The 26,517-nt window shown below is 68.7% G+C and carries 23 protein-coding genes and 1 pseudogene; 11 read left to right on the top strand and 13 right to left on the bottom strand.

All coding sequences use genetic code 11. The features are described from left to right. Positions 1-126: 126 nt before the first annotated feature. Positions 127-1,158: a phosphate ABC transporter substrate-binding protein PstS gene (gene pstS / locus CAP38_RS08085; RefSeq protein ID WP_086121108.1), complete on the bottom strand. Its 1,032-nt coding sequence runs from the start codon at positions 1,156-1,158 to the stop codon at positions 127-129. A gap of 200 nt (positions 1,159-1,358) precedes the next feature. Here pstS and CAP38_RS08080 point away from each other — a divergent pair, with 200 nt between their 5' ends. Both CAP38_RS08080 and CAP38_RS15190 read left to right on the top strand, forming a co-directional pair. Continuing rightward, positions 1,359-2,843, top strand: a complete 1,485-nt coding sequence (locus CAP38_RS08080; RefSeq protein WP_086120729.1) for a Ppx/GppA phosphatase family protein — start codon at positions 1,359-1,361, stop codon at positions 2,841-2,843. Positions 2,844-2,915: 72 nt separating this feature from the next. After that, positions 2,916-3,362, top strand: a complete 447-nt coding sequence (locus CAP38_RS15190) for a hypothetical protein (RefSeq protein WP_143435782.1) — start codon at positions 2,916-2,918, stop codon at positions 3,360-3,362. Here the strand turns inward: CAP38_RS15190 and CAP38_RS08070 are convergent. From CAP38_RS08070 to CAP38_RS08055, 4 genes are all read right to left on the bottom strand, one after another. Then, positions 3,268-3,750 carry a histidine phosphatase family protein gene (locus tag CAP38_RS08070; protein WP_086120725.1) on the bottom strand — a complete coding sequence of 161 codons (483 nt, stop codon included), beginning with the start codon at positions 3,748-3,750 and terminating at the stop codon, positions 3,268-3,270. The two genes, CAP38_RS15190 and CAP38_RS08070, sit on opposite strands and share 95 nt — an antisense overlap. 14 nt (positions 3,751-3,764) lie before the next feature. After that, positions 3,765-5,846, bottom strand: a complete 2,082-nt coding sequence (gene ppk1, locus CAP38_RS08065; protein WP_143435781.1) for a polyphosphate kinase 1 — start codon at positions 5,844-5,846, stop codon at positions 3,765-3,767. 61 nt (positions 5,847-5,907) lie between these two features. Beyond that, positions 5,908-6,969, bottom strand: a complete 1,062-nt coding sequence (locus CAP38_RS08060) for a glycosyltransferase (RefSeq protein WP_086120721.1) — start codon at positions 6,967-6,969, stop codon at positions 5,908-5,910. A 4-nt stretch (positions 6,970-6,973) separates the two neighbouring features. Next, positions 6,974-7,810, bottom strand: coding sequence for a GNAT family N-acetyltransferase (locus tag CAP38_RS08055; RefSeq protein ID WP_086120719.1), 837 nt, complete (start codon positions 7,808-7,810; stop codon positions 6,974-6,976). A gap of 151 nt (positions 7,811-7,961) precedes the next feature. On the opposite strand from CAP38_RS08055, the gene CAP38_RS08050 reads away from it, so the two are divergent. Together CAP38_RS08050 and CAP38_RS08045 are read left to right on the top strand one after the other, a co-directional pair. Next, positions 7,962-8,513, top strand: a complete 552-nt coding sequence (locus CAP38_RS08050) for a DOMON-like domain-containing protein (RefSeq protein ID WP_143435780.1) — start codon at positions 7,962-7,964, stop codon at positions 8,511-8,513. Between the two features lie 11 nt (positions 8,514-8,524). Next, the gene (locus tag CAP38_RS08045; RefSeq protein WP_086121107.1) at positions 8,525-9,745 is read left to right on the top strand and encodes an exo-beta-N-acetylmuramidase NamZ domain-containing protein; all 1,221 of its coding nucleotides are present in this window, start codon (positions 8,525-8,527) and stop codon (positions 9,743-9,745) included. Here CAP38_RS08045 and CAP38_RS08040 read toward each other — a convergent pair. From CAP38_RS08040 to CAP38_RS08020, 5 genes are all read right to left on the bottom strand, one after another. Further along, positions 9,739-10,236 carry a GNAT family N-acetyltransferase gene (locus CAP38_RS08040; protein WP_086120715.1) on the bottom strand — a complete coding sequence of 166 codons (498 nt, stop codon included), beginning with the start codon at positions 10,234-10,236 and terminating at the stop codon, positions 9,739-9,741. The genes CAP38_RS08045 and CAP38_RS08040 overlap by 7 nt on opposite strands. Positions 10,237-10,239: 3 nt before the next feature. After that, entirely contained in the window at positions 10,240-11,577 is a 1,338-nt protein-coding gene (gene glmM, locus CAP38_RS08035; protein ID WP_086120714.1) for a phosphoglucosamine mutase, read from the bottom strand. 26 nt (positions 11,578-11,603) lie between these two features. Next, entirely contained in the window at positions 11,604-12,440 is an 837-nt protein-coding gene (gene folP / locus CAP38_RS08030; RefSeq protein ID WP_086120712.1) for a dihydropteroate synthase, read from the bottom strand. Between the two features lie 64 nt (positions 12,441-12,504). Then, complete coding sequence (gene ftsH, locus CAP38_RS08025) at positions 12,505-14,418, bottom strand: ATP-dependent zinc metalloprotease FtsH (protein ID WP_086120710.1); 1,914 nt, start codon at positions 14,416-14,418, stop codon at positions 12,505-12,507. 133 nt (positions 14,419-14,551) lie between these two features. After that, positions 14,552-15,220, bottom strand: a complete 669-nt coding sequence (locus CAP38_RS08020) for an RlmE family RNA methyltransferase (RefSeq protein WP_086121106.1) — start codon at positions 15,218-15,220, stop codon at positions 14,552-14,554. A gap of 44 nt (positions 15,221-15,264) precedes the next feature. Here CAP38_RS08020 and CAP38_RS08015 point away from each other — a divergent pair, with 44 nt between their 5' ends. The 3 genes from CAP38_RS08015 to CAP38_RS08005 are packed head-to-tail and all read left to right on the top strand — an operon-like array spanning position 15,265 to position 18,586. Then, positions 15,265-15,735 (top strand): YhbY family RNA-binding protein, encoded by a 471-nt coding sequence (locus CAP38_RS08015; protein ID WP_086120707.1) that lies wholly within the window; start codon positions 15,265-15,267, stop codon positions 15,733-15,735. Between the two features lie 52 nt (positions 15,736-15,787). Next, positions 15,788-17,878 carry a M3 family metallopeptidase gene (locus tag CAP38_RS08010; protein ID WP_086120705.1) on the top strand — a complete coding sequence of 697 codons (2,091 nt, stop codon included), beginning with the start codon at positions 15,788-15,790 and terminating at the stop codon, positions 17,876-17,878. A gap of 36 nt (positions 17,879-17,914) precedes the next feature. Beyond that, positions 17,915-18,586 carry a glutaredoxin family protein gene (locus CAP38_RS08005; RefSeq protein ID WP_086120703.1) on the top strand — a complete coding sequence of 224 codons (672 nt, stop codon included), beginning with the start codon at positions 17,915-17,917 and terminating at the stop codon, positions 18,584-18,586. Between the two features lie 25 nt (positions 18,587-18,611). Here CAP38_RS08005 and rpiA read toward each other — a convergent pair whose 3' ends face one another. Beyond that, positions 18,612-19,283 (bottom strand): ribose-5-phosphate isomerase RpiA, encoded by a 672-nt coding sequence (gene rpiA / locus CAP38_RS08000; protein ID WP_086120701.1) that lies wholly within the window; start codon positions 19,281-19,283, stop codon positions 18,612-18,614. Between the two features lie 40 nt (positions 19,284-19,323). On the opposite strand from rpiA, the gene CAP38_RS07995 reads away from it, so the two are divergent. Continuing rightward, positions 19,324-20,412 carry a quinone-dependent dihydroorotate dehydrogenase gene (locus CAP38_RS07995; RefSeq protein ID WP_086120699.1) on the top strand — a complete coding sequence of 363 codons (1,089 nt, stop codon included), beginning with the start codon at positions 19,324-19,326 and terminating at the stop codon, positions 20,410-20,412. Positions 20,413-20,422: 10 nt separating this feature from the next. Here CAP38_RS07995 and CAP38_RS07990 read toward each other — a convergent pair whose 3' ends face one another. Further along, on the bottom strand, positions 20,423-21,556 hold the full coding sequence (locus tag CAP38_RS07990) for an NAD(P)/FAD-dependent oxidoreductase (protein ID WP_256924360.1): 1,134 nt from the start codon (positions 21,554-21,556) through the stop codon (positions 20,423-20,425). Between the two features lie 93 nt (positions 21,557-21,649). Here CAP38_RS07990 and CAP38_RS07985 point away from each other — a divergent pair, with 93 nt between their 5' ends. From CAP38_RS07985 to rsxB, 3 genes and pseudogenes are all read left to right on the top strand, one after another. Then, positions 21,650-22,846 (top strand): amino acid aminotransferase, encoded by a 1,197-nt coding sequence (locus CAP38_RS07985; protein ID WP_086120697.1) that lies wholly within the window; start codon positions 21,650-21,652, stop codon positions 22,844-22,846. A 136-nt stretch (positions 22,847-22,982) separates the two neighbouring features. Next, positions 22,983-24,338, top strand: a pseudogene (locus CAP38_RS07980) (polyhydroxyalkanoate depolymerase). A gap of 3 nt (positions 24,339-24,341) precedes the next feature. Then, the gene (gene rsxB / locus CAP38_RS07975; RefSeq protein ID WP_086120695.1) at positions 24,342-24,998 is read left to right on the top strand and encodes an electron transport complex subunit RsxB; all 657 of its coding nucleotides are present in this window, start codon (positions 24,342-24,344) and stop codon (positions 24,996-24,998) included. A 9-nt stretch (positions 24,999-25,007) separates the two neighbouring features. Here rsxB and CAP38_RS07970 read toward each other — a convergent pair whose 3' ends face one another. Next, positions 25,008-26,510: a methyl-accepting chemotaxis protein gene (locus tag CAP38_RS07970; protein ID WP_256924359.1), complete on the bottom strand. Its 1,503-nt coding sequence runs from the start codon at positions 26,508-26,510 to the stop codon at positions 25,008-25,010. Positions 26,511-26,517 lie beyond the last annotated feature (7 nt).

Below are 26,517 nucleotides of genomic sequence, written 5' to 3'. Positions count from 1 at the left end.
GCTGTCTGCTGTGGTGGTGTTGGTATTCATGACCCCCTCCGGGTCGTAATCACAGACTGTAAACCGCAAACCCGCCGACCGATCTGGCTCGGCCGGCGGGCAGGACTGGACCGGAGAAACCGGTGCTTACTTGGCGATCTGGGACCAGACGCGCTGGCGGATCTGGGCGGTCACGGCGTCGGGCATCGGCACGTAGTCCAGATCCAGGGCGGCCTGCTTGCCGTTCTTGAACGACCAGTCGAAGAACTTCAGCACTTCGGCCGACTGCGCCTTGTCGGCCGGGTCCTTGTACATGAGGATGAACGAGGCGGTGCTCACCGGCCAGGCATCCTTGCCCTTGGCATTGACCATGGACACGCCCATGCCCGGCACGCTGAACCAGTCCACGCCGGCAGCAGCAGCGGCGAAGGTCTTGTCGTCCGGCGACACGAAGTTGCCGTCGGCGTTCTGCAGCTGCATGTAGGGGATGTTGTTCTTCTTGGCGTAGGCGTATTCCACGTAGCCGATGGAGCCGCGGGTGCGGGTCACGTTGGCGGCCACGCCTTCGTTGCCACGACCGCCCACCGAGGTCGGGGCCGGCCACTTGACGGCGGCGCCCTTGCCCACGGTGTCGGCCCACTCCTTGCTGACCACGCTCAGGTAGTCGGTCCAGTTGAAGGTGGTGCCGGAACCGTCGGCGCGGTGCACCACCGTGATGGACTGGCTGGGGAAAGTCTTGCCCGGGTTCAGGGCAGCGATCTTGGGATCGTTCCAGTTGGTGATCTTGCCCATGAACATCTCGGCCAGCACCGGACCGGTGATGCGGACTTCGCCCTGCTTGAAGCCGTCCAGGTTGAAGACCGGCACCGTGCCGCCGATGATGGCGGGGAACTGCACCATGCCGTCCTTGTCCAGATCAGCACCCGACACCGGGGCGTCGGTGGCACCGAAGGCCACCGTCTTGGCACGGATCTGGCGGATGCCGCCCGAGGAACCGATGGACTGGTAGTTCAGACCGACACCGGTCTGGGCCTTGTACATCTCGGCCCACTTGGCGTAGATCGGGAACGGGAACGTGGCGCCGGCGCCGGTGATGTCGGCGGCATGGGCCGAACCCAGCGCGAGGGTGGCCAGAGCGGCGGCGGCCACGGACTTCAGGAGGGTACGTTTGGTGTTCATGGAAGGGTCCTTGCGGTAGGTGTTGGGGGACAGGCGGAACAATAGGGTCGGTTTGTGACATTGACGTGACACGAAACCCGCTGTCACACGGGCCGGCAGCCCGGCCGGCATGCGTCACAATCCGGGCTCGCGCCCGCCCTCGGGCTGCACCCACTGCCCTACCCCGCAGCACCGGCCCGACCCCGGCCGCCCATCCCGCAATGCAAAACGGAACCCTCCTCGCCGCCATCGACCTCGGCTCCAACAGCTTCCGGCTGGAAATCGGCCGGTACCACTCGGGGCACATCGAGCGGATCGAGTACCTCAAGGAAACCGTCCGCCAGGGCAGCGGTCTGGACGACGACAAGGTGCTCAGCCAGGCCGCCATGCAGCGCGGCTGGGAATGTCTGGCCCGGTTCGCCGAGCGCCTGCACGGGTTCCGGAAGCAGCAGGTGCGGGCCGTGGCCACCCAGACACTGCGCGAGGCGCGCAACCGCGAGGAATTCCTCCGCCACGCCCAGGCCATCCTGGGATTCGCCATCGAGGTCGTGTCCGGCCACGAAGAGGCGCGACTGATCTACCAGGGTGTGTCCCGCCTGCTGCCGCACTCGGACGAGAAGCGCCTGGTGGTCGACATCGGCGGGCGCTCCACCGAAATGATCCTGGGACAGGGCTACACCGCCCAAGCCATGGAGTCGTACCGCCTGGGCAGCGTGGCCTGGTCGGGGCGCTACTTCGAGCGGGGTCTGGTCACCGCCGCCGCCTTCAAGACCGCCGAGGTGGCGGCCAAGGCGGTGCTCGACGAGGCCCTCGACACCTTCCCGCCGACCGAATGGAACATCGCCTACGGGTCTTCCGGCACGGTGAGCGCCGTGGCCGAGATGCTGGGCGCCAACGGCTGGGCCACCGGCCTGGTCACCCGCAGCGGGCTCGACTGGCTCACCGACCGGATGATCCGTGCCGGCCATGTCGACGCCCTGAAGCTCGACGGCCTGAAGGACGATCGGCGACCGGTGATAGCCGGGGGCGTGGCGGTGCTGCGGGCCATCTTCGACCTGTTCGACATCCAGCAGATGCTGCCTGCGCAGGGCGCACTGCGTCACGGCGCGCTGTACGACCTGATCGACCGCGACACCGACGGCGGCGATGTGCGCGAACGCACCGTCAACTGGCTGACCCAGCGCTTCTCGATCGACACCGCGCAGGCCGACCGCGTGGGCGAGGTGGCCATGGCCCTGTTCGCGCAGGTGGCGGCCCAGGACGACCAGAACCAGCGGTATTCGCAGAAGCTGGCCTGGGCCGCGCGACTGCACGAGATCGGCACCCACATCTCGCACGACAGGGCCCACCACCACGGCGCCTACGTGCTCGACCATGTGGACGCCCCCGGCTTCTCGATTCCGGAACTGCACCGCATGAGCCTGCTGGTGCTGGGCCAGCGCGGCAAGCTGCGCAAGCTTGAAGAGGCCCTGCAGGACGAGCTGTTTGCCAAGCAGCTGCTGTGCCTGCGGCTGGCGGTCATGCTGTGCCATGCCCGCCAGATGCCGGAGCATTCGGCGGTGCGCCTGAGCTACAAGGCCGGCGCCTTCCGCCTCACCACCCAGCCCGGATGGGCCCGGCGTTACCCGCAGTCGGCCTGGCTGCTCAGCGAAGAGGTGCTGGCCTGGCAGAAGACGGCCTGGAAGTTCACCGCCGACATCCGCTGACGCCTTCTTTTAATCGTTTATACGATTTACACTGTTGCCTTCCGTCGCTTGCGACTTCTCCCGGGAGGCCCCATGTCCGAATCCAAGTCGGCTCCGCGCAAACCCAAGCTGGTGCGCGACAGCTTCACCATCCCCAAGACCGAATACGCCGCCATCGACGAGCTCAAGACACGCGCCATCGCGCTGGGCACGTCGGTGAAGAAGAGCGAGTTGCTGCGCGCCGGGCTGATGGCCCTGGTGGGCATGAGCGATGCGGCGTTCAAGGCCGCCGTGGCCGCGGTGCCGACGCTCAAGCCGGGACGCCCTCAGGCGGAACCGGCGTCGACACCGGTACCGAAGCCGGCGCCGGCCAGGAAAGCGGCCGCCAGGAAGGCTGCACCCAAGAAAGCCGTTGCCACGAAACCCGCGGCCCGCAAGCCTGCCGTCAAAGCAGCTCCGGCGTCTGCACCGCCAGAATCACCGTCTGGTGCTCCCCGGCGCGCTCGCGGTGGCGCAGCCACCACACGGCGCCCTTCTTGACCGCGCACTCGTCGCGCTGCATGCCCACCGTCTGGCTGATCACCCAGCCCAGCGTGGGCTGATGCCCGACCACCAGCACCGGCGACTTGCCGTCCGGCCAGTTCACCAGGTCCAGCAGGGCACCCGAAGACGCATCGGGCAGGATGGTCGGGCTGGTGCGGTACTTGCGCCCCAGCGCCATCACCGTCTGCTCGCAGCGCGCGGCCGGGCTGCACCAGATGCGGGTGCCCTCCGGCAATTGCCGGTCCAGCCAGTTGGCCATGCGCGCTGCCTGCTTCTCGCCGCGCGGGGTGAGGCGCCGGGCCAGATCGGCCTCGTCACCCGGCAGGCCCTCCAGCGGATCGGGATGCTCGTGCGCCTCGGCATGGCGCCACAGGATCAGGTCCATGTGCGGCTCCCGCCTCAGCCCTTGGTGCCGTACAGCGCCATGAGGCTGGACTGCGCCGAATGCAGCACCGCACGGCTGCGCCGGCTGCCTCCGGCCTGCGCAGCGGGCACGTAGGTACCGTCGGGCTGCAGCAGCCAGGCGTCGCGGGTGTCGTGCAGGTAGGCCAGCAGGCATTCGTCGACGATGCGGTTGCGCAGCACCGGGTCGGTCACCGGCCAGGCCAGCTCGATGCGGCGCAGCATGTTGCGGTTCATCCAGTCGGCGCTGGACAGCCACACCTCTTCCTGACCGTCGATGCGGAACTGGAAGACCCGCGAATGCTCCAGCAGCCGGCCGATGACCGAGCGCACCCGCACGTTGTCGGTGAAGCCCGGCACCTGGGCCGGCAGCACGCAGGCACCCCGCACGATCAGGTCGATCTTCACGCCCTGCTGCGAGGCGTGGGCCAGCGCCCGGGCCATGGGCTCGTCGGTGAGCGCATTCATCTTGAGCACGATGCTGGCCGACTTGCCGGCCGCTGCCGCCGCCCCGGCGGCCTCCACCTTCTCGAGCAGGGCCTTGTGCAGGTGAAACGGCGCCATGAGCGCCTTGTTCATCCTGGGCAGGCGGTTCTGGCTGGCCAGGTGCAGGAAGATCTGGTCCAGGTCGGCGGTGAGCTGGGGATCGGCGGTGAGGTAGCTCAGGTCGGTGTAGAGCCTGGCGGTACCGGGGTTGTAGTTGCCGGTCGAGATGTGTGCGTAGCGACGCAGACCGCCCTCCTCGCGCCGGGTGACCAGCAGCATCTTGGCGTGGGTCTTCAGACCCACCACGCCGTACACCACCTGGGCACCCACCGACTCCAGCCGTTCGGCGTAGTTGATGTTGGCCTCTTCGTCGAAGCGGGCCTTGAGCTCCACCACGGCCGTGACTTCCTTGCCCCGGCGGACCGCCTCGCGCAGCAGTTCCATCAGTTCGGACTTGGCGCCGGTGCGGTAGATCGTCTGCTTGATGGCCAGGACGTCCGGGTCCTGCACCGCCTCGCGCAGGAAACCCAGCACCGCGTCGAAGCTCTCGTAGGGCTGGTGGATCAGCACATCACCGTGCTGCAGCCGCTCGAAGTACGACTGGCCCGGGGTGAGCTGCACCGGCCAGCCGGCGTTGTAGGTCTCGAACCGCAGGGCGGGCGCATCCACCTTGTCGATGAGCTGGTTCAGACGCACCAGGTTGACCGGCCCGGGCACCCGGTACAGCGCGATGTCGGGCAGGCCGAACTGCTCCAGCAGGAAGCTGGAGAGGAACTCCGAGCAGCCGGCCGACACCTCCAGCCGCAGCGCCTGACCATAGTGGCGTTGCTGAAGGCCCTTGCGCAGCGCCGTGCGCAGGTTCTTGACCTCTTCCTCGTCCACCGCCAGGTCGGAGTGCCGGGTGACGCGGAACTGCGAGAACTCGGTCACCTGCCGGCCCGGGAACAGATCGCCCAGGTGGGAGCGGATCAGGCTGGAGATGGACACGAACAGCGCCTGGCGCGAGCCCTTGGCCTGCGGCATGCGCACGAAGCGCGGCAGGATGCGGGGCACCTTGACGATGGCGATCTCGTTCTCGCGGCCGAAGGCGTCCTTGCCGGTCAGCCGCACGATGAAGTTGAGCGACTTGTTGGCCACCTGAGGGAACGGGTGGGCCGGGTCCAGGCCCACCGGCATCAGCAGCGGCTGCACTTCGCTGACGAAGAAGTCCTTGACCCAGCGCCGCTGCGAGGCGGTGCGCTCTCCGTGCGACACCAGCTTGATGCCCTTCTTCTCGAGCAGCGGCAGCAGTTCATCGTTGTAGATGGCGTACTGCTGGGCCACCAGCTGGTGCACCTTGTCGGACAGCCGCTCGTAGGTCTGTGCGGTGTAGAGGCCACGCTGCTCGTTGGCCTTGGCGGCCGTGATGTGCGGCGCCACCCGCACCTCGAAGAACTCGTCGAGGTTGCTGGAGACGATGCTGAGGTAACGCAGCCGTTCCAGCAGCGGCACATCGGGGCGGCGGGCCCAGTCCATCACACGCTCGTTGAAGGCAAGGATGCTGTGGTCGCGGTCGAGAAGGGAATGCCGGTGGCTCGGGGAAGGGGTGCTCATGGGCCTGGGGGATGGCGGCGCTGCGTCGGACTCGGGCGCCGAGGTTGTCGGGTTCATTATTTCATCGGGAGACCATGCTGTGCAGGGCAGGCTGCACGGACCGGCCGCGGCGATGCGCCGGTATGGCAGGCAGCCGCTGCACGAATTCGGCCGCCGCACGGGACCAACTGAAGGCCTGTGCATGGGCGTGCACCTGATGGCGTGGCTGGCGCAACGCGGCATGCCAGGCGGCCAGCAGATCGTCATCGAGTGCACCGCCCCGGTCGGCCACCCGCTGCAGCGGCCCGTCCACAGGACGTGCTGCCACCGGGGTGCCGCAGGCCATGGCTTCGAGCACCACGCGCCCGGCACCGTCCTGCCGTCCCGGATAGACCAGCACATCGGCGGCCTGGTAGATGCGGGCCAGATCGTGGCGGGGCAGCACACCCAGCCAGTGCACATTGGGGTGACGCTGGCGCAGCGATAGCGCCTGCGGACCGTCACCGCAGACCAGCTTGCTGCCGGGCACATCGAGATCGAGGAAGGCCTCCACCTCACGCTCGTGGGCGACCGGTCCCACATACAGGCTGACCGGGCGGGCCAGGGGGCCCAGGGCCCGGTCGGCCAGTGGTGGATCGGCCAGGCGGAACAGCCGGGTGTCCACCCCGATGGACCAGTCGTGCAGGCGGTCCCAGGCGAGCGTCCGCAGCCGGTGCAGCAGCGCCGGGCTGCTGACCAGCACCGCACTGCTCGGCTGGTGAAAACGCCGCAGCAGCGCATCGGCCCAGCCCAGGGGCATCACGCGGTGCGCGGCCAGCCAGCCGGCCGTGTCGACATGAGAGGCGCTGGAGAACGGCCAGCGGCGGCGCAGGCAGTGGCGCCGTGCCGCCCAGCCCAGCGGGCCCTGGGTGGCGATGTGCACCGCGTCCGGACGTGCTTCGTCCATCAGCCGGCGCAGACGGTCACCGGGCCAGGCCACCCAGCGTGGCGCAGCGCTGCCCAGGGGCCAGCAGGCGAAGGCACCCGGCTGCACCACCGTCACCGAATGGCCGATCTGCTGCAGCTCCCGGGTGAGCTCCACCAGCAGATGACCCACGCCATGGTCGTGGGTCTGCCAGATGTCGGTGACGATGAGGACACGCAAGGCCTCAGGCTCCCAGGAAGTGCCGCCGGTACCGCGGCGGCAGATCGGCGATGCGCATGAACATGGGCAGGTCGGCGGCGTTGAAGTCCGGGTCCCAGGCCGGCGGGCCCAGCACCTTGGCACCCAGGCGCAGATAGCCCTTGATCAGGGCCGGCGGCTCCACGGGCAGGGTGTCGTCGAGCTGCTCCACCGGCAGCGGCAGGCGGGGGCGCACATGGAAATCGATCGGGGCCAGGTGGGTCTGGCTGACCTGTCGCCAGATGCTGGCGGCCGCATGACCGCCACCCACCCGGCCGTGCGGGCCTTCGTGGTGCATGGGGATGCTGGCGCAGCCGATCATCATGTCCAGCTGGTTGCTGACCATGAAGCCGGCCAGCGCGCCCCACAGGGCCATGATCACGCCGCCGTGGCGGTGGTCCGGGTGCACGCAGCTGCGGCCCAGTTCCACCATGCGTTCACGCACGCTGCGCAGCCGGGTGAGATCGAACTCGGTGTCGCTGTAGGTGCTGCCCACGCGGCGCGCCTGGGCCGGGGTGAGCACCCGGTAGGTGCCGATGACAGCGCGGCTGGCGGCGTCGCGCACCAGCAGGTGTTCGCAGTAGTCGTCGAACAGGTCGATGTCGTGTCCCGGCACGGTGGCCGGCAGGCGGGCGCCCATTTCCTGGGCGAACACCTGGTGCCTCAGGCGCTGCGCTTCACGAACTTCGTCCAGATGCCGCGCCCAGGCCACCTCGATCCCGGCCACCGCGCCTGCAGCTGCTGCCAGCGGGCGGGGATGAAGCGACCCCCGGGGCCAGGCGGCTGGCGACAGGTCGAGCGTGGGGGTGGGCAGTTCCTTCATGGCGTCCTCCGGGACAGGGCTGTGGGTCTGTGGCATGCCGGCAGTCTGTGGGGGCCGGATGACCCTCTCGTGGCAGTCACATGACGTTCATGTGACGGTGCGCTGCCGAAGCCCACCGGACCGACCGGCCGCTGCTGCCAGAATGGCGGCCATGACCCCGCTTGAGCTGACCTGCCACCCCGCCTGCCCGCCGGCCCGGCCGGTGGCCGTGCAGGTCGGCCTGCAACGCAGCGGCACCGTGCTGACCCTGGTGTGGCGGCTGCGGGCCGATCCGGCGCACATCGCATGGCCGCCGGCGCAACCGCCCGGGCCCGCCGATGGTCTGTGGCAGCACACCTGCTTCGAGGCCTTCGTGCGCCGCGACGACGGATCGCCCGGCTACACCGAGTTCAACTGGTCGCCGTCGGGTCAGTGGGCCTGCTACCGCTTTGCCGCTGAACGCCGCAGAGCCGAGCAGGACGAGGCCACCACCGCGCCGCTGCTGCGCTTCCAGCCGCTGGTGGACGGCGCCCAGCTGACCGCACAGATCGAACTGCCCGATGCCGGGCGGGCCCTGGAGGACGGCATCGGCTGGCGCATCGGCCTGAGCGCCGTGATCGAGACTGCCGACGGGCAGCTCAGCTACTGGGCGCTGCACCATCCCGCCGACCGTCCCGATTTCCACCACCCCGCCGGCCATGTGCTGCACTGGCCGGCCGAATGAAAACCGATCCCATGTCTCCTGCCCCCCTGCGATTCGGCATCGAACGCCTGCTGGACGAACCCGAACTGCGCCGGCCCTTGCACGGCCGCCGTGTGGCCCTGCTGGCCCATCCGGCCTCGGTCACCCGCGACCTCACCCACAGCCTGGACGCGCTGGCCGCCCTGCCCGAGCTCCGGCTGAGTGCCGCCTTCGGCCCGCAGCATGGCCTGCGCGGCGACAAGCAGGACAACATGGTCGAGTCGCCCGACTTCACCGACCCTCGCCTGGGCATTGCGGTGTTCAGCCTGTACGGCGAGGTGCGCCGCCCCACCGACGCCATGATGGACAGCTTCGATGTGCTGCTGGTGGACCTGCAGGACCTGGGCTGCCGCATCTACACCTTCATCACCACCCTGCGTTATGTGCTGGAGGCCGCGGCGCGCCACGGCAAGTCGGTGTGGGTGCTGGACCGGCCCAACCCGGCCGGCCGGCCGGTGGAAGGCACCCTGCTGCAAGCAGGCTGGGAGAGCTTCGTGGGTGCCGGGCCCATGCCCATGCGGCACGGCATGACCATGGGCGAGCTGGGCCACTGGTTCATCGCGCAACTGGGCCTGGAGCTGGAGTACCGGGTCATATCCATGACCGGCTGGCAGCCCGATGCGGCCCCCGGCTTCGGCTGGCCCCTGGGCGACCGCAGCTGGGTCAACCCCAGCCCGAACGCCCCCAACCTCTCCATGGCGCGGGCCTATGCCGGCACCGTGATGCTGGAGGGCACCACGCTGAGCGAGGGGCGCGGCACCACCCGCCCGCTGGAGCTGTTCGGCGCACCCGACATCGACACCACCCGCCTGCTGGCCGACATGCGCCGCATCGCACCGCACTGGCTGCAAGGCTGCGTGCTGCGGCCCTGCTGGTTCGAGCCCACGTTCCACAAGCACGCAGGCCAGCTGTGCGCGGGTGTGCAGATCCATGTGGAGGACCCGACCCACTACGACCATGCCGCCTTCCGGCCGTGGCGGCTGCAGGCCCTGGCCTTCCGCGCCATCCGGCTGCAGCGGCCGGACTACCCGCTGTGGCGCGACTTTCCGTACGAATACGAACACGACCGGCTGGCCATCGACCTCATCAACGGCGGACCGCTGCTGCGCGAGTGGGTGGACGATGTGCACGCCCCGCCCGAGGTGCTCGATGCCGCCGCAGGCCCCGACGAAGCGGCCTGGCGGGAGACGCGCCGTCCCTTCCTGCTCTACTGAGCGGGGTCTATCCACTTCTGCATGAACCCGGCCGTGCCCATGGCCGGATCCAGCTGGTAGCCGGCATAGCCCAGGCGCCGGTACAACGCCAGCGCCGGCGCATTGCCGGACAGCACCTCCAGCGTCATCTTGACCGCGCCCCGCTGCACCGCCACCGCCTCGGCCGCGCGCAGCATCTGCGCGGCCACGCCGCGGCCCCGGTGGCTGGCGAGCACGGCCACGTCGTGCACGTTCACCAGGGGCTTGCATTGGAAGGTGGAGAAGCCTTCGATGCAGTTGACCAGACCCACCGCCTGATCGCCGTCGAAGGCCAGGATGCTGAAGGCCTGCGGGCGTGCGGCCAGCTCGGCCACCAGATGCTCGCGGGCGTAGGCGCTGAGCGGCTCGCCGCCGCCGGCCGGATCGCGGGCATAGGCATCGAGCAGATCGACCACCGCACGCGCGTCCGAGGGGCTGGCGTAGTCGGCCAGGCGGACCGTCAGTTCGGCCATGGATCAGCCCCCCGACTGCACGGCCGCCACCAGACGCTCGGCGCAGGCGCGGGCCTGGGCCGCGTCGCGGGCCTCCACCATCACGCGCAGCAGCGGCTCGGTGCCGCTGGCACGGATCAGCACGCGGCCGGCGTCGCCCAGCTCGGCCTCCACGGCAGCGGTTTCGTCCTGCAGGCGCTGGCTGGATTTCCAGTCCTGGCCGGGCTGCAGCCGCACATTGATCAGGGTCTGGGGGAACAGCGTCACCTCGCTCAGCAGCTCGGCCATGGTGCGGCCGCTGTCCACACACGCATGCAGCACCTGCAGCGCCGAGACCAGGCCGTCGCCGGTGGTGTGACGGTCCAGCACCAGCAGGTGGCCCGAGCCTTCGCCGCCCAGGATCCAGCCCTGGCGCTCCAGCTCTTCCAGCACATAGCGGTCGCCCACCTTGGCGCGCACGAACTTCACGCCGCGGGCCTTGAGGGCCACTTCCACCGCCATGTTGGTCATGAGCGTGCCCACCACGCCCGGCACGTCTTCATCGCGGGCGATGCGGTCGGCGGTCATCAGGTAGAGCAGCTCGTCGCCATTGAAGAGCCTGCCTTCACGATCGACCATCTGCAGCCGGTCGGCGTCGCCGTCCAGGGCCACGCCGTAGTCCGCGTTGTGCTGGCGGACCGCCGCCACCATGGCCTCGGGATGGGTGGCACCCACACCCGCATTGATGTTCAGACCGTCCGGGCTGCAGCCGATCTTCACCACCTCGGCGCCGAGCTCGTGGAACACCGCCGGAGCGATGTGGTACGCCGCGCCGTGCGCCCCGTCCACCACGATCTTCAGGCCCTTGAGGCTCAGGCTGTTGGGCACGGTGCTCTTGCAGAACTCGATGTAGCGGCCGGCGGCATCGTCCAGCCGGCGCGACTTGCCCAGCTCGGCCGCGGCCACCCACACCGGGGGCTCCTGCAAGGCGGCTTCCACATCCATCTCCCAGGCGTCGGGCAGCTTGGTTCCCTGCGCGCTGAAGAACTTGATGCCGTTGTCGGCAAACGGGTTGTGGCTGGCGGAAATCACCACGCCCAGGCTGGCCCGCTGGGCGCGGGTCAGGTAGGCCACTGCCGGCGTGGGCACCGGACCCAGCAGCACCACGTCCACACCGGCCGAGTTGAAGCCGGATTCGAGCGCGGCCTCCAGCATGTAGCCGGAAATGCGGGTGTCCTTGCCGATCAGGACCGTCGGGTGCTTTTCGGTGCGGCGCAGCACGCGGCCCACGGCATGGGCCAGCCGCAGCACGAAGTCGGGCGTGATGGGCGCCTGCCCCACCGTGCCTCGAATGCCGTCGGTGCCGAAATAGGTGCGTGCCATGGGGCGATCTCCTCGTTGTTCTGGGGTCAGCCGCGCATTATCGCGGCCCGCCAGACCTGCAAGGCATCCACCGTGGCGCGCACATCGTGCACCCGGACCACCCGCGCGCCCCGGTCCACCGCCAGCACGGCGGCCGCCACACTGGCGGCCACCCGGTCGGCTGGAACCTCCTGCCCGGTGACCGCGCCCAGGGACGATTTGCGCGACCAGCCCGCCAGCACCGCGAAACCGGCCTCACACAAAGGCCGCTGACCTTCGATGAGGCTGAAGTTCTGCTCCACCGTCTTGCCGAAACCCACGCCAGGGTCCAGCACGATGCGCTCGCGCTCCACACCCAGCACCTCCAGGGCGTCGGCGCGCTGCCGCAGAAAGCCGGCCACGGCGGTCACCACGTCGCCCTGCATCGGGGCCGTCTGCATGGTCTGCGGATCGCGGTGCATGTGCATCAGGCACACGCCGGCCCTGGGGTGGCTGGCCACCACCTGCAGCGCGTCGCCTCGGCGCAGCGCCCAGATGTCGTTGACGATGTCGGCGCCCAAGTCCAGCACCGCCCGCATCACCTCGGGCTTGTAGGTGTCCACCGACACCGGCACACCGAGCTTTACGGCACCCTCCACCACCGGGAGCACCCGGGCCAGCTCCTCGTCCAGCGCCACCGCCGGGCTGCCGGGGCGGGTGGATTCCCCGCCGATGTCCAGGATGTCGGCGCCCTCGGCCAGCAGCTGCTCGCAGTGCGCCAGCGCGGCGGCGGTGCCGGCATGGCGGCCTCCGTCCGAGAACGAATCGGGCGTGACGTTGACGATGCCCATCACGCGGGGGCGCGTGAGGTCGATGTCGAAACGGGCGGTGATCCAGCGGTTCATGGGTCTGGCGCGAGAAAAAAGAAAACGGGGCCGAAGCCCCGTGTCTGGTGTGCCGTCGGCCCGATCAGGCGGCCGTGGGCGAAGGGTCGGTCGACACCGCCGGGGTGCCGCCGTCGCCGCCACCCACCGAGGGGTTGCGCGGCGTCCAGTCCTTGGGCGGACGGGGCGGCTTGCCGGCCATGATGTCGTCGATCTGCTCGGCATCGATGGTTTCCCACTCCAGCAGGGCCTTGGCCATGGCGTGCATCTTGTCGGAATGCTCCTCGATGAGGTCGCGGGCCAGCTTGTACTGGGTGTCGATGATGCGGCGCACCTCGGCATCCACCTTCTGCATGGTCTGCTCGCTCATGTTGGTGGTCTTGGTGACCGAACGGCCCAGGAACACCTCGCCCTCGTTCTCGGCGTACACCATGGGGCCCAGGGCGTCGGTCATGCCGTAGCGCATGACCATGTCGCGGGCGATGGTGGTGGCGCGCTCGAAGTCGTTGCTGGCACCCGTGGTCATCTGGTTCATGAAGACTTCTTCGGCGATGCGGCCACCGAACAGCATGCTGATCTGGTTCAGCATGTATTCCTTGTCGTAGCTGTAGCGGTCCTGCGAGGGCAGGCTCATGGTCACACCCAGCGCACGGCCACGCGGGATGATGGTGACCTTGTGCACCGGGTCGCACTTGGGCAGCAGTTTGCCGATCAGCGCGTGGCCGGACTCGTGGTAGGCCGTGTTGCGGCGCTCCTCCTCGGGCATCACCATGCTCTTGCGCTCGGGGCCCATGAAGATCTTGTCCTTGGCCTTCTCGAAGTCCTGCATCTCCACCACGCGGGCGTTGCGTCGGGCGGCCATGAGGGCGGCCTCGTTGCACAGGTTGGCCAGGTCGGCACCGCTCATGCCGGGCGTGCCCCGGGCAATGATGGAGGCGTTGACGTCGGTGCCCAGCGGCACCTTGCGCATGTGGACGTTGAGGATCTGTTCGCGGCCGCGGATGTCGGGCAGCGTCACGTACACCTGACGGTCGAAACGGCCCGGGCGCAGCAGGGCGGCGTCCAGGATGTCAGGGCGGTTGGTGGCGGCCACCACGATCACACCCAGGTTGGTCTCGAAACCGTCCATCTCGACCAGCATCTGGTTGAGGGTCTGCTCGCGCTCGTCGTTGCCACCGCCCAGGCCGGCGCCACGCTGCCGACCGACCGCATCGATCTCGTCGATGAAGATGATGCAGGGCGCGTTCTTCTTGGCGTTCTCGAACATGTCGCGCACGCGGGCCGCGCCCACGCCGACGAACATTTCGACGAAGTCGGAACCCGAGATGCTGAAGAAAGGCACCTTGGCCTCGCCGGCAATGCCCTTGGCGAGCAGGGTCTTGCCGGTGCCTGGCGGGCCGACCAGCAGCAGGCCGCGCGGAATACGACCGCCCAGCTTCTGGAATTTCTGCGGATCCTTGAGGAAGTCCACGACTTCCTTGACCTCTTCCTTGGCCTCATCGCAGCCCGCGACGTCGGCGAAGGTGACCTGGTTGTTGTTCTCGTCGAGCATGCGCGCCTTGCTCTTGCCGAAGCTGAAGGCGCCGCCCTTGCCGCCGCCCTGCATCTGGCGCATGAAGTAGATCCACACGCCGATCAGCAGCAGCATGGGGCCCCAGCTGACCAGCAGGGTCATGAGCAGCGAGCCTTCTTCGCGCGGCCGCACGTCGAACTTGACGTTGTTGTTGATCAGGTCGCCCACCAGACCGCGGTCCAGGTAGGTGGCCGTGGTGCGCACGCGACGGTCATCCTGGGTGATGGCGACGATCTCGGTGCCGCCGTTGCCTTCCTGGATGGTGGCGCTCTTGATGCGCTGGGCCTTCACCTCGTCAAGGAATTCGGAGTAGCCCATGTAGCCCGCGCCGGCGGTGCTGCGACTGTCGAACTGCTTGAAAACGGTGAAAAGCACCATGGCGATGACCATCCACACGGCGATTTTCGAGAACCACTGGTTGTTCAAAGGCAGCTCCTGTTGGACCGGAAGGCCCGGGTATCACATATGTGTCTCATTCTAGGTGTTTCAAGGCAGCGTGCCTGCCACCGACCCTGAGGCTTTGTCAATCATGGGGTTAGTTTTTTTTCGCCCCGGCCCCTCAGCCCGCCTTGAGACCGATGCCCACCAGAAAGGTTTCCGACGATTTGTCCCGGCTGGCCTTGGGCTTGACCGGCTTGACCACCCGGAATGTCTGCCGGAAAAGGGCCACCATGGGCTCGTAGGCGCCGCCATGGAACAGCTTGACCACCAGCGCCCCCTCGGGGCGCAGCCAGTGCCGGGAAAAGTCCACCGCCAGCTCGATCAGGTCGGCAATGCGGGCGGCATCGGTGTCGCCGATGCCCGAGAGGTTGGGGGCCATGTCCGACACCACCACGTCCACCTTGTTCACGCCCCGCTCGCCCAGGGCCGACTCCAGCGCCTGCAGGACCTCGGGCTCCCGGAAGTCGCCCTGAATGAAGTGGACGCCTTCCACCGCTTCCATGGGCAGCAGGTCCAGTGCCAGGATGGTGCCCTGCAGTTCGCCCACCGCCGCACCGTTCGGACTGAGGCGGCGGCGCAGGTACTGGCTCCAGGCGCCCGGAGCGCTGCCCAGGTCCACCACCACCTGCCCGGGGCGGATCAGGCCGAACTGCTCGTCGATCTCCTTGAGCTTGTAGGCCGCGCGCGCACGGTAGCCCTCCTTGCCGGCCAGCTTGACGTAGGGGTCATTGACGTGCTGGTTGAGCCAGGCCTTGTTGACCTTCTTGCTCTGGGTTTTGACTTTGATGCCCATGGGGATCGCGCAACGGCGTGGTAAACGATAATTGTCCCATGCCCCAGATCCAGCTCACCCCCGCGCAGCGCAAGGCCCACCGGTCCGACGCCCATCACCTCGACCCCGTGGTCCACATCGGCAACGACGGACTGACCGCCGCCGTCCGCAAGGAAACCGACGCCGCCCTCAAGGCCCACGGCCTCATCAAGATCCGGGTCCTCAACGACGACCGGGTGGCGCGCGAGGCCATGCTGGCCACGCTGGCCGACGAGCTCGACGCCGCCCCCATCCAGCACATCGGCAAGCTGCTGGTGCTCTGGCGACCGGTCGCCGAAAAGGCCAGACCGGTCGAGGAAGACCGCATGCCGGGCCCGAAAGACGTGAAAGTGCTGAAATTCAGCAAGCGCGGTGGCCAGCGTCCCGAAGTCAAGGTCGTGCGGGTGCTGGGCAACCAGCGTCTGACCCCGGGCGGCCAGATCAAGCGGGCCAAGGTCCGCAAGAAGAGCGTGAAGAAGACCCAGGGGTGACGCCCCGGTGAGGTCGCTTGAACTTGACGCCCGACAGCCCATCTGAGAGTCCATGAACGATCGCACCGAACCCCTTGCCGCCGGCGCCTCGACGCCCGGAAACCCCCTGCTCGACTGTGGCGATCTGCCGCTGTTCGACGCGATACGACCCGAGCATGTCGGCCCGGCCATGGATGTGTTGCTGGCCCGGTCCAGTGAAGCCCTGGAGACGGTCACCGCTCCCGACTTCCCGGCCGACTGGAAGGCCATCTCCGCCACGCTGGACGTGGCCACCGAGCGGCTGTACCGGGCGTGGGGGGCGGTGAGCCACCTCAACAGCGTGGCCGACACCCCCGCCCTGCGGGCGGCCTACAACGAGAGCCTGCCCCGGGTCACCGAGTTCGGCACCCGCCTGGGGTCGGACGAGCGCCTGTATGCCAAGTACAAGGCCATGGACCCCGCGCGCCTCACCCCCGAGCAGACCCGCGCCCGCCACAACGCACTGCAGGGCTTCGTGCTGGGCGGCGCCGAACTGGAGGGCGAGGCCAAGACACGCTTCGCCGCCATCCAGGAGCGGCAGGCCGAGCTGGCCCAGAAGTTCAGCGAGAACGCCCTGGACGCCACCGACGCCTTAGCGCTGTACCTGCCCACCGCCGACCTGGACGGCCTGCCCGACGACGTGCTGCAGGCCACCGCTGCTGCCGCACAGGCCGACGGAAAGGATGGGCACAAGCTCACGCTGAAGATGCCGGTCTACCTGCCGGTGATGCAGTTCGCCCGCCGCAGCGATGTGCGCGAGCAGCTCTACCGCGCCTACGTCACCCGCGCCAGCGATCAGGCCCAGGGCGACGCAACGCGGTTCGACAACACCGCCGTCATGACCGAACTCCTGGCCCTGCGGCAGGAAGAGGCGCGGCTGCTGGGTCACCGCCACCATGCCGACGTGTCGCTGGTGCCCAAGATGGCCCGGTCGCCCGAACAGGTCATCGATTTCCTGCGCGATCTGGCCCGCCGCGCACGCCCCTACGCCGAGCAGGATCTGGCCGACATGCGGACCTTCGCCCGGGATTCGCTGGGCATCGCCGATCCGCAACCCTGGGACTGGCCCTACATCGGCGAGCGCCTGAAGGAAGCCCGCTACGCCTTCAGCGAGCAGGAGGTCAAGACCTACTTCACCGCGCCCAAGGTGCTGACCGGCCTGTTCCAGATCGTGGAGACGCTCTTCGAAGTGGCCATCCGGCCCGACCGTGCCCCGGTGTGGCACCCGGGCGTCGAGTTCTTCCGCATCGAGCGTCAGGGTCAGCTGGTGGGCCAGTTCTATCTGGACCCCGGTGCCCGTACCGGCAAGCGCGGCGGCGCCTGGATGGACGACGTGCGCGCCCGCTGGCTGCGGCCGGACACCGGCCAGCTGCAGACCCCGGTGGCGCACCTGGTGTGCAACTTTGCCGAAGGCGTCGGTGGCAAGCCTGCGCTGCTCACCCACGACGACGTGATCACCCTGTTCCACGAGTTCGGCCACGGCCTGCACCACATGCTCACCCAGGTGAACGAGCGCGACGTCTCGGGCATCAGCGGTGTCGAGTGGGATGCGGTGGAACTGCCCAGCCAGTTCATGGAGAACTTCTGCTGGGAATGGGATGTGCTCAAGCACATGACCTCGCATGTCGATACCGGGGAAAGCCTTCCGCGTGACCTGTTCGACAAGATGCTCGCTGCCAAGAATTTCCAGAGCGGCCTCCAGACCCTGCGTCAGGTGGAGTTCGCGCTGTTCGACATGCTGCTGCACAGCCAGGCAACGGCGCCGGCCAGCGGCGATGCGGTGATGGCCCTGCTCCACCAGGTGCGGGCCGAGGTTGCCGTGATGCAGGCGCCCGCGTACAGCCGCACGCCGCACACGTTCAGCCACATCTTTGCCGGCGGCTACTCGGCGGGCTACTACAGCTACAAATGGGCCGAGGTGCTCTCGGCCGATGCCTATGCGGCGTTCGAGGAGGCGGCAGCGCGCAGCGGTCGCGGAACGGTGGACGCCGAGACCGGACGGCGCTACCGTGAGGCGGTCCTGGAAGCCGGCGGCAGCCGTCCGGCCATCGAGTCCTTCAAGGCCTTCCGGGGCCGGGAGCCCCGGATCGACGCGCTGCTCAAGCACCAGGGCATGGCCGCCTGACACCCGGGCGGCCGGAACGGATTTCAGGGAGAACGCATGAAACATGCAGCATACATCCGCGCCGGCGCTGCGCTGGCAGCGGTCACGATGGGCAGCCTGCTGTGCGGGCTGGCAGCCGCCCAGGGCGTCTACCGCATCGTCGGACCAGACGGCAAGGTCACCTTCTCCGACCAGCCCCCGCCGGCGGCACAGGCCAAGCCGGTAGCAGGTGCCTCGGGTGGGTCAACCGGTGCCGCACCGGCCGGTGGCAATGCGGCACTGCCCTTCGAGCTGCGCCGCGTGGCCGGTCAGTTTCCGGTCACGCTCTACACCGGCAAGGACTGTTCGCCCTGCAACAGCGGGCGCAATCTGCTCAATTCGCGCGGCATCCCCTATGTGGAACGCACGGTGACCACCCCCGAGGACGCTGCGGCCCTCACCCGGCTGGCCGGCGAACCCACGGTGCCGGTGCTGACCATCGGCAGCCAGCAGATCAAGGGCTACTCCGACGTGCAGTGGGGCCAGTACCTGGACGCTGCCGGCTACCCCAAACAATCGCAGCTGCCCGCCAACTACCGCCGTCCGCAACCGGAACCGCTGGTGGCGGTGCAGTCGGCGGTTCCGGCGGCTGCCACGCAGGCGGCACCGCCGCAGGCCAGCCAGGGCCCGGCCACCACCAGCCGCCCGGCCGAGATCCCGGTACAGCCGCCGTCCGGCATCCGCTTCTGACGTCACCGGCCACCGGGCCGGCGGCTCAGAAGGTCAGTGTCCGCACGCCCTGGGCCGTTCCCAGCAGACAGACCTGGGCCTTCTGGTGGGCGAACACGCCCACCGTCACCACACCGGGCCACTGGTTCACCAGGCTTTCGAAAGCCAGGGGATCGGAGATCTTCAGACCGGTCACGTCCAGAATGTGCTGACCGTTGTCGGTGACCAGCGGCGCACCGTCCTTCAGACGCAGGCGGGCCGTGCCGCCCAGGGCCCCGAAGCGGCGCGCGATGTGGGCCGCGGCCATCGGGATCACCTCCACCGGCAGCGGGAAAGCCCCGAGGGTGGCCACCAGCTTGGACTCGTCGGCAATGCACACGAAGCGGCGCGACTGGGCCGCCACGATCTTCTCGCGCGTCAGCGCCGCACCGCCGCCTTTGACCATATGGCCCTGGCCGTCGATCTCGTCGGCGCCGTCGATGTACACCGACAGCTCGCCCGCGTCCTGAGCGGCGATCACCGGGATGCCGAGTGCCTGCAGGCGCGCGGTGGAGGCCTCCGAGCTCGACACCGCACCCGGCACCCGGTCCTTGATGGTGGCGAGCGCCTCGATGAACTTGTTGACCGTCGACCCGGTGCCCACACCGACGATCTGGCCGGGTTCGACATAGTGCAGGGCGGCCTGGCCCACCAGGGCTTTGAGTTCGTCTTGGGTCATTTGAGAGAATCGGAGGTTGTCTGAACCGGCGGATTATCCGATGTCACTCCTCCCCTACGGCGCGGCGCGCCCCTTCCTGTTCGGCATGGACCCGGAGCAGGCCCATGACCTCACGCTCGGGGCGATCGCCCGGCTGCAGCATTCCCCGCTGACCTGCCTGTACAGCGAGCGCCGGGTGGACGACGCCATCACCGTGGCCGGACTGAGCTTTCCCAACCGGGTCGGTCTGGCCGCCGGACTGGACAAGAACGCCCGCTGCATCGACGGCCTGGCCGCCATGGGCTTCGGGTTCGTGGAGGTGGGTACGGTCACGCCCCTGGGGCAGGCCGGCAACCCCAGGCCGCGCATGTTCCGGCTGCCGGCGCGGCAGGCCCTGATCAACCGGCTGGGCTTCAACAACGAGGGGCTGGAGGCCTTCCTGCGCAATGTGCAGCAGGCCCGTTTCCGCCGCCGGGGCCAGCATGCCGGCATGCCCATGCTGCTGGGTCTGAACATCGGCAAGAACGCGGCCACGCCGATCGAACGGGCCACCGACGACTACCTCACCTGCCTCGACGGCGTCTACCCGCACGCCGACTACGTGACGGTGAACATCTCCAGCCCGAACACGAAGAACCTGCGCAGCCTGCAGTCCGACGAAGCCCTGGACGCACTGATCGGCGCCGTGATGGAGCGCCGCGAACAGCTGGCCGCCCGGCACCAGCGGCGCATCCCGGTGTTCATCAAGATCGCGCCCGACCTGGACGACGCACAGATCGGCGTGATTGCCGCCACCCTGCGCCGCCACGGCTGCGACGGCCAGGGCGAGCCCACCCAGGCCCTGGGCGTCATTGCCACCAACACCACCCTCAGCCGCGAAGCGGTGGCGGGCCTGCCCCATGCCGAGGAAGCCGGTGGCCTTTCGGGTGCGCCGGTGCTGCAGGCCAGCAACCGGGTGATCCGGCAGCTGCGGCAGGCCCTGGGCCAGCGCTTCCCCATCATCGGTGTGGGCGGCGTGATGAGCGCGGCCGATGCGGTGAGCAAGGTCGAGGCCGGGGCCGACGTGGTCCAGATCTACACCGGCCTGATCTACCGGGGGCCGGCGCTGGTGCGGGAGGCCGCCGAGGCCCTGGCCGCCCTGCGGCGCTGAGGCCCGTCCCTCAGGCGAGCAGGGCCGCCACGGCCTGGCCGATGGCCAGGCTGCTGGTGAGGCCGGGCGATTCGATGCCGAACAGGTTCACCAGCCCCGGCACGCCGTGCACCGCCGGGCCCTGCAATACGAAGTCGGCCGCCGGCTCGTCGGGCCCGCTGATCTTGGGACGCATGCCGGCGTAACCCGGCTGCAGACTGCCATCGGCCAGGCCCGGCCAGTAGCGACGCACCTCGGCATAGAAGGCGTCGCCCCGGGCGGGATCGACCTGCAGATCGTCCGCACGCGCCACCCACTGCACGTCGGGTCCGAACTTGGCCTGGCCACCCAGGTCGAGCGTGAGGTGCACCCCCAGCCCGGCCAGGTGCTTGTCCGGCTCGGGCGCCGGGTAGATGAGGTGCTGGAACGGCGCCCGACCGGCCAGCGTGAAGTAGTTGCCCTTGGCGTAGTGCGGGATGGGCACATGGCGCGGGTCCAGACCGTCGATGCAACGGGCCAGATCGCAGGCGTGCAGACCGGCGGCATTGACCAGCGCGCGGGCGAGCAGCCGGGTGCCGTCCTCGGTGGTGACGAGCAGGCCCTCGGGCCGCACCCTCACGCTGGCCACGCTGCTGTGGCAGGCCACCAGCCCGCCGGCGTGCTCCAGATCGCCCTGCAGGGCGAGCATCAGCCCGTGGCTGTCGACGATGCCGGTGGACGGCGAATGCACCGCGCCCAGGCATTCCAGGGCGGGCTCCAGGGCGCGGGCCTGATCGCGGTCAAGCAGCACCAGATCGTCCACACCGTTGGCCCGGGCCCGTTCAACGATGGCGGGCAGCGCGGCGAGCTGGGAAGGCGTGTTGGCCACGATCAGCTTGCCGCAGCGCCGGAACGCCACACCGCGCTCGGCGCAGTAGGCATACAGCATCTGCTTGCCCTGCACGCACAGCCGCGCCTTGAGCGACCCGGCCGGGTAATAGATGCCGGCATGGATGACCTCGCTGTTGCGCGAGCTGGTGCCGGTGCCGATGGTGGCCTCGCGCTCGAGCACCATCACCTCCCGGCCCTGCAGCGCCAGCGCACGCGCCACGGCCAGCCCCACCACGCCGGCGCCGGCCACCAGCACGTCACAGGTCTCGATGGGGGGCATGTCGGCAGGGTTCATGGGGTCGGCAGTCAGGGGAGCGGGAAGGCTAAAATTCTAGGTTGCCCGGCCGATGAGCCGCAGGCCCCCCACATTCCACCCCAAGGACGTTCCATGTCTCTCTTCACCGCCGTTGAAATGGCCCCGCGCGACCCGATCCTGGGTCTGAACGAGCAATTCGCTGCCGACACCAACCCGAACAAGGTCAACCTGGGCGTGGGCGTGTATTTCGACGACAACGGCAAGCTGCCCCTGCTGCAGTGCGTGCAGGCTGCCGAAAAGGCCCTGATGGACAAGCCCACCGCCCGAGGCTACCTGCCCATCGACGGCATTGCCGCGTACGACGCGGCCGTCAAGGGCCTGGTCTTCGGCGCCGACAGCGAGCCGGTGAAGAGTGGCCGTGTGGCCACGGTGCAGGCCATCGGCGGCACCGGCGGCTTGAAGATCGGCGCCGACTTCCTCAAGCGCCTGAGCCCTAACGCCACCGTGCTGATCAGCGATCCGAGCTGGGAGAACCACCGCGCCCTGTTCACCAACGCCGGCTTCAACGTGGGCACCTACGCCTACTACGACGCCGACAAGCGCGGCGTCAACTTCGACGGCATGCTGGCCAGCCTGAACGCGGCCGCACCGGGCACCATCGTCGTGCTGCACGCCTGCTGCCACAACCCCACCGGCTACGACATCACCCCGGCCCAGTGGGACCAGGTGATCGCCGCCGTCAAGGCCCGTGGCCTGACCCCGTTCCTGGACATGGCCTACCAGGGCTTCGGCCACGGCATCGCCGAAGACGGCGCCGTGATCGCCAAGTTCGTGGCCGCCGGCCTGGACTTCTTCGTCTCCACCTCGTTCTCCAAGAGCTTCAGCCTGTACGGCGAGCGCGTGGGCGCCCTGTCGGTGCTGTGCGCCAGCAAGGAAGAGGCCGACCGCGTGCTGAGCCAGCTCAAGATCGTCATCCGCACCAACTACTCCAACCCGCCCACCCACGGCGGCGCCGTGGTCGCTGCCGTGCTGAACAACCCCGAGCTGCGCGCCCAGTGGGAGACCGAGCTGGGCGAGATGCGGGTGCGCATCAAGGCCATGCGCCAGAAGCTGGTCGACGGCCTGAAGGCCGCCGGCGTGCAGCAGGACATGTCCTTCATCACCACCCAGATCGGCATGTTCAGCTACTCGGGCCTGAGCAAGGACCAGATGGTGCGCCTGCGCAGCGAGTTCGGCGTGTACGGCACCGACACCGGCCGCATGTGCGTGGCGGCGCTCAACAGCAAGAACATCGACTACGTCTGCCGCGCGATCGCTGCCGTGGTCTGACGCCACCCGCTGGTCGATCTGAACGGCCGGACTGCCGCCTGAGCGACAGTCCGGCCGTTTTTCACTGGTTTTTCCCCGCACCGGAAACGGTACATACTGTTATATTGCACTGCAACATAACGCGGAGTCTTGGCCCATGCTGTACCAGTTCTATGAAACCCAGCGCTCCATCATGGAGCCGTTCGCCGATCTGGCGAGTGTCGCGTCGCGCATGTTCAGCAACCCGGCACTGCCCCTGGCACAACTGCCCGGCGCACAGCGCATCTAGGCCGGCTACGACCTGCTGCACCGCCTGGGCAAGGACTACGAGAAGCCGGCCTTCGGCATCCGCACGGTCGACGTGAACGGCGTGGAAGTGGCCATCCATGAGCGGGTCGAGGTGGACAAGCCCTTTTGCGAGCTGCGCCGCTTCAAGCGTTTCTCGGACGACACCGCCACGCTGGCCACGCTCAAGGCCCAGCCGGTGGTGCTGGTGGTGGCACCGCTCTCGGGCCATTACGCCACGCTGCTGCGCGACACGGTGCGCACCCTGCTCAAGGACCACAAGGTCTACATCACCGACTGGAAGAACGCCCGCCTGGTCCCGATGAGCGAGGGCGCGTTCCACCTCGACGATTACGTCAACTACGTGCAGGAATTCATCCGCTACCTGCAGGGGCAGTACGGCAACTGCCATGTGATGAGCGTCTGCCAGCCCACCGTGCCGGTGCTCGCTGCCGTCTCCCTCATGGCCAGCCGGGGCGAGAGCACCCCGCTGTCCATGACCATGATGGGTGGCCCCATCGATGCCCGCCGCTCCCCCACGGCCGTCAACAACCTGGCCACCCAGCGCAGCCACGCCTGGTTCGAGAACAACGTCATCTACCGCGTGCCGGACAAGTTCCCCGGTGCCGGCCGCCGTGTCTACCCCGGCTTCCTGCAGCACTCGGGCTTTGTGGCCATGAACCCGGACCGTCATGCCAACAGCCACTACGACTACTTCCAGAACCTGGTGAAGGGCGACAACGAGAGCGCCGAAGCCCACCGCCAGTTCTACGACGAGTACAACGCCGTGCTCGACATGGACGCCGACTACTACCTCGAGACCATCGAGACGGTGTTCCAGGAATTCAAGCTGGTCAACGGCACCTGGGACGTGAAGAACGCGGCCGGCAAGGCCGAGCGGGTGCGTCCGGCCGACATCCGCCACACCGGCCTGCTGACGGTCGAAGGCGAGCTCGACGACATTTCCGGCTCGGGCCAGACCGCTGCCGCGCACGACCTGTGCACCGGCATCGACCAGAAGCACCGCACCCACTTTGAAGCCAAGGGCGCCGGCCACTACGGCATCTTCAGTGGCCGTCGGTGGCGCGAGATGGTGTACCCGGTGGTCAAGCAGTTCATCCTGGCGCACCAGGAAGGCATCTCCAGCGCGCGCGCTCCCAAGGCCGCCTCAGGCACCTCGGCGCCGGCCAAAAAGGCGGCTGCCCGCAGCCGCAAGACCCCCGCCTGAGGCATGGACGACCTGGCGCGGCGCATCGATGCCGCCCTGCCCCAGACGCAGTGCCAGCGCTGCAGCTACGCCGACTGCGCCGCCTATGCCCAGGCCATCGTGGCAGGCCAGGCCAGCATCCGGCAGTGCCCGCCGGGTGGACAGGAAGGCATCGCGCGGCTGGCCGCCATCACCGGCCTGCCTGAGGGCCCCCTCGACACCGATTTCGGCATCGAAGGCCCGGTGACGGTGGCCATCATCGACGAGGACTGGTGCATCGGCTGCACGCTGTGCATCAAGGCCTGTCCGACCGATGCCATCGTCGGCATCCACAAACGCATGCACACCGTGGTGGAACCCCACTGCACCGGTTGCGAGCTGTGCATCCCGGTGTGCCCGGTGGACTGCATCTCGCTGGAGCCGGTCAGTGGCGGGTCCACCGGCTGGCAGGCCTGGACCCCGCAACAGGCACAGGCCGCCAAGGACCGCTACGAGGCGCGCAAGGCGCGTCTGGCACGCGAGAAGGCGGCGCAGGACACGAAGCAGACGGTGCAGCTCGAAGCCAAGCTGGCCGACCTGCCGGCCCATTCGGCCATCACCGACCCGGCCGAGCTGGAACGCAAGCGGGCCGTGGTGGAAGCTGCACTGGCCCGTGCACGGGCGCGCCGCCAGGGCGGCTGATCTGCCCGGTCAGGCCGCCACCCGGGCCGCCGCGGTCTTGTAGACGCCGCAGCCCACGTACAGATCGTCCACCTTCACCACATACGACATCTTGGCCTGCACCGCGCCGGTGGTCGGGTTGACGATGTCGTACTCGACCCACCCCGGGCCGTGCTCGGCCTGCTCGATGATGGACGCCAGCAGGGCGTTGCCGTCGATGCCGGCGATGTCCTGCACCCGGCTGCCCACCTTCTCGGGCTTGCCGCCGAAGGCGCGGTACACGCCCGACGCATCGAGCGCAAAGATGTACATGTCCCGGTCGTGGAAGCCGCGCGAAGGCTCGGTCAGCTCGCGCACGAAAGCCTCGCGGCCCACCTGCTGGCGGAACGACACCGCCCGCTCCACCAGATGCAGCGCCTCCTCGGCCGTGCCCTGCTGCAGCATGAAGCTGGCCACGGCACGGGCCAGGTGCGCTGCACGCTGCTCCAGCCGGTTGGCCTCGCTGACCGCCAGATCGACCATCTGGGCATTGCTCTGGGTGATCTGGTCGAGCTGGGCCACGGCCGATGCGATCTCGCTGAGCGCCCCGCTCTGCTCGGCACTCGACGCGGAGATCAGCGACATGTTGGCGGCCACGCCCCGCACGCCAGAGACGATCTCGGCCATGTTGGTGCCGGCGTGGCGGATCAGGCCCACGCTGGACTCCACCTGGCTGCGTGAAGACTGGATGAGTTCGCGGATCTCGCGGGCCGACGCCGCCGAGCGCTGGGCCAGCGAGCGCACCTCGTTGGCCACCACGGCAAAGCCACGGCCCTGTTCGCCGGCCCGGGCGGCTTCCACGGCGGCATTGAGCGCCAGGATGTTGGTCTGGAAGGCCAGGCTGTCGATCACGCCGATGATCTCGTTCATCTGCTGCGCACTTTTCTGGATGCCCTCGACCGACTCCACCGCCCGCACCATGGACTGCGAGCCGGCCTCGGCCATGTCGCGCACCCGCGCGGCCTGGGCGTCGGATTCGCCGGCGGTGCTGGCGTTCTGGGCCACCGTGCCGGTGAGCTCCTGCACGCTGGCGGCCGTCTGCTCCAGGTTGGCGGCCTGCTGCTCGGTGCGGTCGGCCAGATCGCGGTTGCCGCTGGCCAGGCTCTGGCCGGCATGGGCCACCAGGGCCGAATTGCTGCGCACCTCGGCCACCATGGCCGAGAGGCTGCCGATCATGCGGTCGAGCAGCCGGGTGAGGTCGGCCAGCTCGTCGCGCCCGCGCACGCGCAGGCTGGCGCGCAGGTTGCCCGAGGTGGTCTGCTCCATCACGTCGATGATCTGGCGCAGGTCGCTGCGAAAGCTCGCATCCAGACCGGCCAGCAGCCACACCATGACCACCGCGGCCAGCGGGGCCACCACCAGCGAAAGCTCGGGGTGCAGCCACAACAGGGGCAAGGGCCACAACGCGGCCAGCGCCACCAGGGCCAGCTTGGAACGCAGGGGCAGGCGGCGCATGAGCGCGGCCACCGGACGGATCAGGATGTTGTGTTGCATGGCACTT

It is taken from the genome of Hydrogenophaga sp. IBVHS2 (assembly GCF_002127215.1).
Taxonomy (GTDB): Bacteria; Pseudomonadota; Gammaproteobacteria; order Burkholderiales; family Burkholderiaceae_C; genus Hydrogenophaga.
Note: the sequence above shows the minus strand (reverse complement) of the source record. Positions and strands in the feature narration are given on the sequence as shown.